The sequence below is a fragment of the Streptomyces sp. YS-3 genome (assembly GCF_045257485.1).
Taxonomy (GTDB): domain Bacteria; phylum Actinomycetota; class Actinomycetes; order Streptomycetales; family Streptomycetaceae; genus Streptomyces.
In genome coordinates, this window is sequence record NZ_JBJHPC010000403.1 from 1 (window position 1) to 6,764 (window position 6,764).

General features: G+C 69.4%; 8 protein-coding genes. 4 read left to right on the forward strand and 4 right to left on the reverse strand.

Annotated elements, in window-relative coordinates; all coding sequences use genetic code 11:
- The first annotated feature begins 54 nt into the window (after positions 1-54).
- The 3 genes from pstC to pstB are packed head-to-tail and all read left to right on the forward strand — an operon-like array spanning position 55 to position 2,932.
- A complete protein-coding gene (gene pstC, locus ACJA3G_RS26425) occupies positions 55-1,050 on the forward strand; it encodes a phosphate ABC transporter permease subunit PstC (protein ID WP_406555550.1) in 996 nt (331 codons plus the stop codon).
- On the forward strand, positions 1,050-2,126 hold the full coding sequence (gene pstA / locus ACJA3G_RS26430; protein WP_406555551.1) for a phosphate ABC transporter permease PstA: 1,077 nt from the start codon (positions 1,050-1,052) through the stop codon (positions 2,124-2,126). Before pstC ends, pstA begins: the two co-directional genes overlap by 1 nt.
- Positions 2,127-2,155: 29 nt before the next feature.
- Positions 2,156-2,932 carry a phosphate ABC transporter ATP-binding protein PstB gene (pstB, locus tag ACJA3G_RS26435; RefSeq protein ID WP_358833702.1) on the forward strand — a complete coding sequence of 259 codons (777 nt, stop codon included), beginning with the start codon at positions 2,156-2,158 and terminating at the stop codon, positions 2,930-2,932.
- 269 nt (positions 2,933-3,201) lie between these two features.
- Here pstB and ACJA3G_RS26440 read toward each other — a convergent pair whose 3' ends face one another.
- Positions 3,202-4,200, reverse strand: a complete 999-nt coding sequence (locus ACJA3G_RS26440; RefSeq protein WP_406555552.1) for an anion permease — start codon at positions 4,198-4,200, stop codon at positions 3,202-3,204.
- Between the two features lie 5 nt (positions 4,201-4,205).
- Positions 4,206-4,826, reverse strand: a complete 621-nt coding sequence (locus tag ACJA3G_RS26445; protein WP_067155188.1) for a DUF47 domain-containing protein — start codon at positions 4,824-4,826, stop codon at positions 4,206-4,208.
- A 206-nt stretch (positions 4,827-5,032) separates the two neighbouring features.
- Between ACJA3G_RS26445 and ACJA3G_RS26450 the strand changes: the two genes are divergently transcribed.
- On the forward strand, positions 5,033-5,371 hold the full coding sequence (locus tag ACJA3G_RS26450; RefSeq protein WP_406555553.1) for a metal-sensitive transcriptional regulator: 339 nt from the start codon (positions 5,033-5,035) through the stop codon (positions 5,369-5,371).
- Between the two features lie 192 nt (positions 5,372-5,563).
- On the opposite strand, the gene ACJA3G_RS26455 is transcribed toward ACJA3G_RS26450, so the two are convergent.
- Both ACJA3G_RS26455 and ACJA3G_RS26460 read right to left on the reverse strand, forming a co-directional pair.
- The gene (locus ACJA3G_RS26455; protein WP_406555554.1) at positions 5,564-5,737 is read right to left on the reverse strand and encodes a hypothetical protein; all 174 of its coding nucleotides are present in this window, start codon (positions 5,735-5,737) and stop codon (positions 5,564-5,566) included.
- 134 nt (positions 5,738-5,871) lie between these two features.
- A complete protein-coding gene (locus ACJA3G_RS26460) occupies positions 5,872-6,738 on the reverse strand; it encodes a hypothetical protein (protein WP_406555555.1) in 867 nt (288 codons plus the stop codon).
- Positions 6,739-6,764 lie beyond the last annotated feature (26 nt).

Below are 6,764 nucleotides of genomic sequence, written 5' to 3' on the forward strand. Positions count from 1 at the left end.
GTGCACCGCCGCCAGGGGACCCACACCGTCCCCGCCCACAGACCGGAAAGATCGATGGCTTCCCTGACCACGAACACTCCGCCGCCACCAGCGGCTCCGGCCCCCGCCCTGCGCCGCAAGTCCACCGGCCGCGCGGGCGACAAGGTCTTCCTCGGCCTCTCCCGGGGCTCCGGCATCCTGCTGCTCGCCCTGATGGCGTCGATCGCCCTCTTCCTGAGCGTGCGCGCCGCGATAGCCCTGTCCAAGGACGAGGGCAACTTCCTCACCACCTTCGACTGGAACCCGGCCGCCGAGAAGCCGGTCTTCGGCATCGCGGTCCTGCTCTTCGGCACCGTCGTCAGCTCGATCATCGCGATGGCCATCGCGGTTCCGATCGCTGTCGGCATCGCCCTGTTCATCTCGCACTACGCCCCGCGCAAGCTGGCCGCGCCCCTCGCGTACGTCGTCGACCTGCTCGCCGCGATCCCCTCGATCGTCTACGGCATCTGGGGCGCCCTCTTCCTGGTCCCGTACCTGGAGGGCCTGAACTCCTGGCTCGACGAGTACCTCGGCTGGACGTACGTCTTCGAGAAGACCGAGGTCGGCGTCGCCCGCTCGCTCTTCACCGTCGGCATCCTGCTCGCGATCATGATCCTGCCGATCGTGACCAGCGTCAGCCGCGAGGTCTTCCTCCAGGTGCCGCGGATGAACGAGGAGGCCGCCCTGGCGCTGGGCGCCACCCGCTGGGAGGTCATCCGGATGTCGGTGCTGCCCTTCGGCCGCTCCGGCGTCATCTCGGCCTCGATGCTCGGCCTCGGGCGGGCGCTCGGCGAGACGATGGCCGTCGCCACGGTCCTCTCCCCCAGCTATCTGCTCTCCGCCCACATCCTCAACCCGGGTGGCGGCACCTTCGCCCAGAACATCGCGGCGAAGTTCGACGAGGCCAACGAGCTGGGCCGGGACGCCCTGATCGCCTCCGGCCTGGTGCTCTTCATCCTCACCCTGCTGGTCAACGGCGCGGCCCGCCTGATCATCGCGCGCCGCAAGGAGTACTCGGGGGCGAACGCCTGATGTCCAACGCAGTTGTCCAGGACACCCGCCCGGCCGCGTCCGCGCCCCGCAAGGGCAGCCTGAGCCGCCGGGGCCTGCCCCGCTGGGCCGGGGCCGCCTTCGGCGCAGCGGGCATCGCGCTCGGCTGCGGCATCGGCCTCGCCTTCGGCCTGGAGAGCCGGGTCCAGTGGGGCCTGATATCCGCGCTCCTGTTCGTGCTCATCTCGTACGGGGTCACCTCGGCCGTCGAGAACAAGCGCCAGGCCAAGGACCGCGTCGCCACCTCGCTCGTCTGGGTCTGCTTCATCCTCGCCCTGATCCCCCTGCTCTCCCTGCTGTGGACGACGGTCAGCCGGGGCACCAAGGTCCTCGACGGGGACTTCCTCACCCACTCGATGGCCGGCGTCCCGGGCTTCGAGAAGGGCGGCGGCGTCTACCACGCGCTGGTCGGCACCCTGGAGCAGGTCGGTATCGCCACCCTGATCTCCGCCCCGCTCGGCCTGCTGACCGCGGTCTACCTGGTGGAGTACGGCAAGGGCGCGCTCGCCAAGGCCGTGACGTTCTTCGTCGACGTGATGACCGGCATCCCCTCCATCGTGGCGGGTCTGTTCATCCTCACCCTGATGCTGATGTTCGAGCTGAAGCCGTCCGGCTTCATGGGGTCGCTGGCGCTGGCGATCCTGATGATGCCGGTCGTGGTCCGCTCCACCGAGGAGATGCTCAAGCTCGTCCCGAACGAGCTCCGCGAGGCCTCCCTCGCCCTCGGTGTCCCGAAGTGGCGCACGATCCTCAAGGTGGTCCTGCCGACCGCGATCGGCGGCATCACCACGGGCGTCATGCTCGCCATCGCCCGTATCGCCGGTGAGACCGCCCCGATCATGCTGCTCGTCTTCGGCAGCCAGCTGATCAACACCAACCCGTTCGACGGCGCCCAGTCCTCGCTCCCCTTCTACATCTGGGAGCAGTACCGGGTGGGCAGCGAGGCGTCGTACGACCGCGCCTGGGCCGCCGCCCTGGTGCTGATCGCCTTCGTCATGATCCTCAATCTGGTGGCCCGCGGCATCGCCCGCTGGAAGGCCCCGAAGACCGGCCGCTGACGCGACCAACGAAAGAAGCAGTGATTCAGATGGCCAAGCGAATCGACGTCAGCGGCCTGACCGCGTACTACGGCTCCCACAAGGCGATCGAGGACATCTCGATGACCGTGGAGCCCCGCTCCGTGACCGCCTTCATCGGCCCGTCCGGCTGCGGCAAGTCCACCTTCCTGCGCACCCTGAACCGGATGCACGAGGTCACCCCGGGTGGCCGCGTCGAGGGCAAGGTGCTCCTGGACGACGAGAACCTGTACGGCAGGGACGTCGACCCGGTCGCGGTGCGCCGCACGGTCGGCATGGTCTTCCAGCGGCCGAACCCGTTCCCCACCATGTCGATCTTCGACAACGTGGCGGCCGGTCTGCGCCTCAACGGCTCGTACAAGAAGAACCAGCTGGCGGACGTCGTCGAGAAGTCCCTCAAGGGCGCGAACCTCTGGAACGAGGTCAAGGACCGGCTCAACAAGCCCGGCTCGGGCCTGTCCGGCGGCCAGCAGCAGCGGCTGTGCATAGCCAGGGCGATCGCGGTCGAGCCGGACGTCCTGCTGATGGACGAGCCCTGCTCGGCCCTGGACCCGATCTCCACCCTGGCGATCGAGGACCTGATCGGCGAGCTGAAGGAGCGCTTCACGATCGTCATCGTGACGCACAACATGCAGCAGGCGGCGCGCGTCTCGGACCGTACGGCGTTCTTCAACCTGGCGGCCGTCGGCCAGCCCGGCCGTCTCGTGGAGCTCGACGAGACCGAGCGGATCTTCTCCAACCCGTCCGTACAGGCGACCGAGGACTACATCTCGGGCCGCTTCGGATAACCCCAGGACCGTCTGCGGTGCTGCATGGCGGTGCCACCGCAAGACGAAGGGCCCGCCTCCTGGTGCCAGGAGGCGGGCCCGTTTTGCCTTCCGCCTCTGAGGGTTTGGCGTCAGCCGGAGAACCCAGCTCAGCCACCGTCTTCAGGGGCGCGGGGAACTGCGCGACCAGCCCCCACCGGCCCGCAGACAGGCGAGCAAGCAGGCACGCAGGCAAGCAGGCACGCAAAAGGGGCTCGGGGCGAAAGCCCCGAGCCCCCGAGTCACGGCGCTCAGCCGAAGAAGACCCGCACCACGTAATAGCTCACAGCAGCCACCATCGCCGCAGCCGGCATCGTGATGAACCACCCGAGGATGATGTTCTTCGCGACACCCCACCGCACCGCGTTGACCCGCTTCGTCGCCCCCACACCCATGATCGCGGACGTGATGACATGCGTCGTGGAGATCGGCGCGTGGAACAGGAACGCCGACCCGAACATGATCGAGGCCCCCGTGGTCTCCGCGGCGAACCCCTGCGGCGGATCAAGCTCGATGATCTTCCGCCCGAGCGTCCGCATGATGCGCCAGCCACCCGCGTACGTCCCCAGCGACAGCATCGCCGCGCAGGCGATCTTCACCCAGATCGGGATCTCGTCGCCCGCGGACTGCACATCCGCGATGACCAGGGCCATCACCACGATGCCCATGGTCTTCTGGGCGTCCTGGAGGCCGTGGCCCAGCGCCATGCCCGCCGCCGAGACGGTCTGCGCGATCCGGAAGCCCCGCTTGGCCTTGTGCGGGTTGGACTTGCGGAACAGCCACAGGATCGCGCACATCACCAGGTAGCCGACGACGAGGCCGACCACCGGTGAGACGAACATCGGCACGACGACCTTGTCGAGCACGCCGTCCCAGTGGACGGTCGTGCCACCCGCGAGCGCCGCGCCGACCATGCCGCCGAACAGGGCGTGCGAGGACGAGGACGGCAGCCCGAAGTACCAGGTCACCAGGTTCCAGATGATCGCCCCGACCAGAGCGGCGAAGAGGATTCCCATCCCCTTGTTGCCCTCGGGCGTGGCGATCAGGCCCTCGCTGACGGTCTTGGCGACCCCGCTGCCGAGGAAGGCACCGGCGAGGTTCATCACGGCGGCCATGGCCAGCGCCGCGCGCGGGGTCAGCGCCCGCGTCGAGACGGAGGTCGCGATGGCGTTCGCCGAGTCGTGGAACCCGTTCGTGTACGTGAATCCGAGCGCGACCACAATGGTCACGATCAGTGCGAAGGTGTCCACGAAGCTCAGGACTCCTTGACGGCGATGGTCTCCACCGTGTTCGCCACGTGCTCGAAGGCGTCGGCCGCCTCTTCGAGTACGTCCACGATCTGCTTGAGCTTGAGCACCTCAATGGCGTCGTACTTGCCGTTGAAGAGATGGGCGAGCAGCTTGCGGTGGATCTGGTCGGCCTGGTTCTCCAGACGGTTGACCTCGATCCAGTACTCGGTGAGGTTGGACATCGTCCGCAGGTTCGGCATGGCCTCGGCGGTCAGCTCGGCCGCCCGCGCCAGCACCTCGATCTGCTGCTCGACGCCCTTGGGCAGCTCCTCGACGTTGTAGAGGACGACGAGGTCGACGGCCTCCTCCATGAAGTCCATGATGTCGTCGAGGCACGACGCGAGGTTGTAGATGTCCTCGCGGTCGAACGGCGTGATGAACGAGGAGTTCAGCTGGTGGAAGATCGCGTGGGTCGCGTCGTCACCCGCGTGCTCCGCTGCCCGCATCCGCTCCGCGATCTCGGCCCGGGACGCGGAATCCGCTCCGAGCAGTTCCATCAGGAGCTTCGAGCCCGTGACGATGTTGTCCGCGGACGCGGAGAACATGTCGTAGAAGCTCGTCTCCCTGGGGGTCAGACGAAAGCGCACGTGGGGTCCTCGGGGTGCTCTGGATTCGGTCAGGCTGATGCTAGGCGCATCATCCGGCCACGGCTAACCGGCGTACTTCAGTGTCGCCCATCAGGCACAGTGATCAGCACGGACCCCCGGCCCGTATCCGCACCCCCTTCCACGGGGTTCGTTACCCTATACCCACGAGGGGTATCTCACCCCTTTTCTCACCACGGGAGGACGCGATGACGACCACCGAGCCCGCCGAGCCGGAGACCGTCCTCACGGACCAGCCGCACCCGGTGCACGGCTACCACAAGCAGAAGGAAGAACACCTCAAGCGGCTGCGCCGCATCGAGGGCCAGGTCCGCGGGCTGCAGCGCCTGGTGGACGAGGACGTCTACTGCATCGACATACTCACCCAGGTCTCCGCGTCCACGAAGGCCCTCCAGTCCTTCGCCCTCCAGCTCCTGGAGGAGCACCTGCGGCACTGTGTGGCGGACGCCGCGGTGAAGGGGGGCGGGGAGATCGGCGCGAAGGTGGAAGAGGCCACGAAGGCGATCGCCCGTCTGCTGCGCACCTGAGCCGTCGGCAGCGGTGAACGCGCACGGGCGCGGCCGACTCGTGCGACCGGCTCGTGCGACTGAGCCACCCCGGCTGCCTCGGCTGCCCCGGCTGTCCCGGCCACCGGGGTCGCCCCGGCCGCCCCGGCCACCTGGCCGAAAGGCGGCGGCCGGGGGCGGTCACATGCACCGGGGCCGCGGGCGTGGCCGGAATCAGCCCCCCGCGCCCGTGGGGTCCTGGGGCTCGACCTTGAGCACCTCGTCGATCAGGTCCGGACTGAGCCGCTCCCCGTCGGCGGCCGAGGCGGCGATCATCAGCTCACCGCACAGCTCGATCTCGACGAGGGCCACGTGGTCCTGGACGGTTGCACTGCGAAGCCCGGCCACGCACCTCACCCCTCTACCCCTCTTTCTGCCGTCGTCGGCTTCCTAGCGTAGGGAGGAGCACACACACCGCGCATGGCACGGACGGACCATTTCCGCCACCGCCCATGACCGAATTCCCGAACGCCCCCCGGCCCCTACGACTCGATCTTTCCGGCGTAGATGTCCCGCTCCGCCGGCAGCTTCACGGCGGCGGGCACCCCGAATCCGTACAGCAGCGTGGTCGAGGCGACCGCGACCGTACGCCCCTCGTTGACGTAGCTGAAGTGCTGGCGCAGCTTGCGGAGCAGGCCCTGGGCGTCGAAGTACGCGTCGAAGGGCACCGCGCCCTTCGACCGGCCGAAGCCCTTCGCCGCCGCCGCCAGCGATCCGCGCGCGTGCGGCCCGGCCGCGCCCGCCGCGCGGGGGATGTCGGCGGTGCCCCGGTAGTGCCGGACCCGGACGCCCGCCAGCTCCTCCTCGCCGACGAACGTCACCGCGCCCGAGCCGCGCAGCAGTTCGGCCGCGACCAGCGGGTCGGTGACCCCGCCGGTGACCAGGTTGCCGTCGGGGAGGGTCGCCGTGTCGATCCGGACCCACTTGTCGGCGGGGACGCCCGCGCCCCGGTTCTTCATGTAGAGCGCGCCGGGCGCGAGCAGTTCGGTGATCGGGCGGTGCTCCTCCGCGCCCGCCGCGTCCCGGGGCAGGACGACCTTCAACCGGCCCATGCGGCGCGCGAAGTCGTACACCCCCTCGCCGCGGATCGTCACGCGCGTCCCGCCCGCGGCCATCTCCATGGAGGTGCTGGTCTTGGAGCTGCGGGCGGCCACCAGCGCGTCCGCCGCGCGGGCCACCACCTGGCCCGGCTCGGCCGGACGCCCCTGCGGCCCGTCGGCGCCCGAGGAGGCGTCGGCCGCGCAGCCGGCGACGAGCACGCCCGCGGCGGTCACCGCGGCGGCCGTCACCCCGGTCACGACGGCACCGGCGAAGCCCGCGCCCCCAAGCCCCTGCCGCCGCATCGCCATCGCGTCAACCCCCAAGCGCCTTCCAC

Excerpts from the sequence above, each read along its gene's own strand:
- pstC (WP_406555550.1), top strand. The coding sequence starts at position 55 with ATGGCTTCCCTGACCACGAACACTCCGCCGCCACCAGCGGCTCCGGCC.
- ACJA3G_RS26450 (WP_406555553.1), top strand. The coding sequence starts at position 5,033 with ATGACGACCACCGAGCCCGCCGAGCCGGAGACCGTCCTCACGGACCAG.
- pstA (WP_406555551.1), top strand. The coding sequence starts at position 1,050 with ATGTCCAACGCAGTTGTCCAGGACACCCGCCCGGCCGCGTCCGCGCCC.
- ACJA3G_RS26460 (WP_406555555.1), bottom strand. The coding sequence starts at position 6,738 with ATGGCGATGCGGCGGCAGGGGCTTGGGGGCGCGGGCTTCGCCGGTGCC.
- pstB (WP_358833702.1), top strand. The coding sequence starts at position 2,156 with ATGGCCAAGCGAATCGACGTCAGCGGCCTGACCGCGTACTACGGCTCC.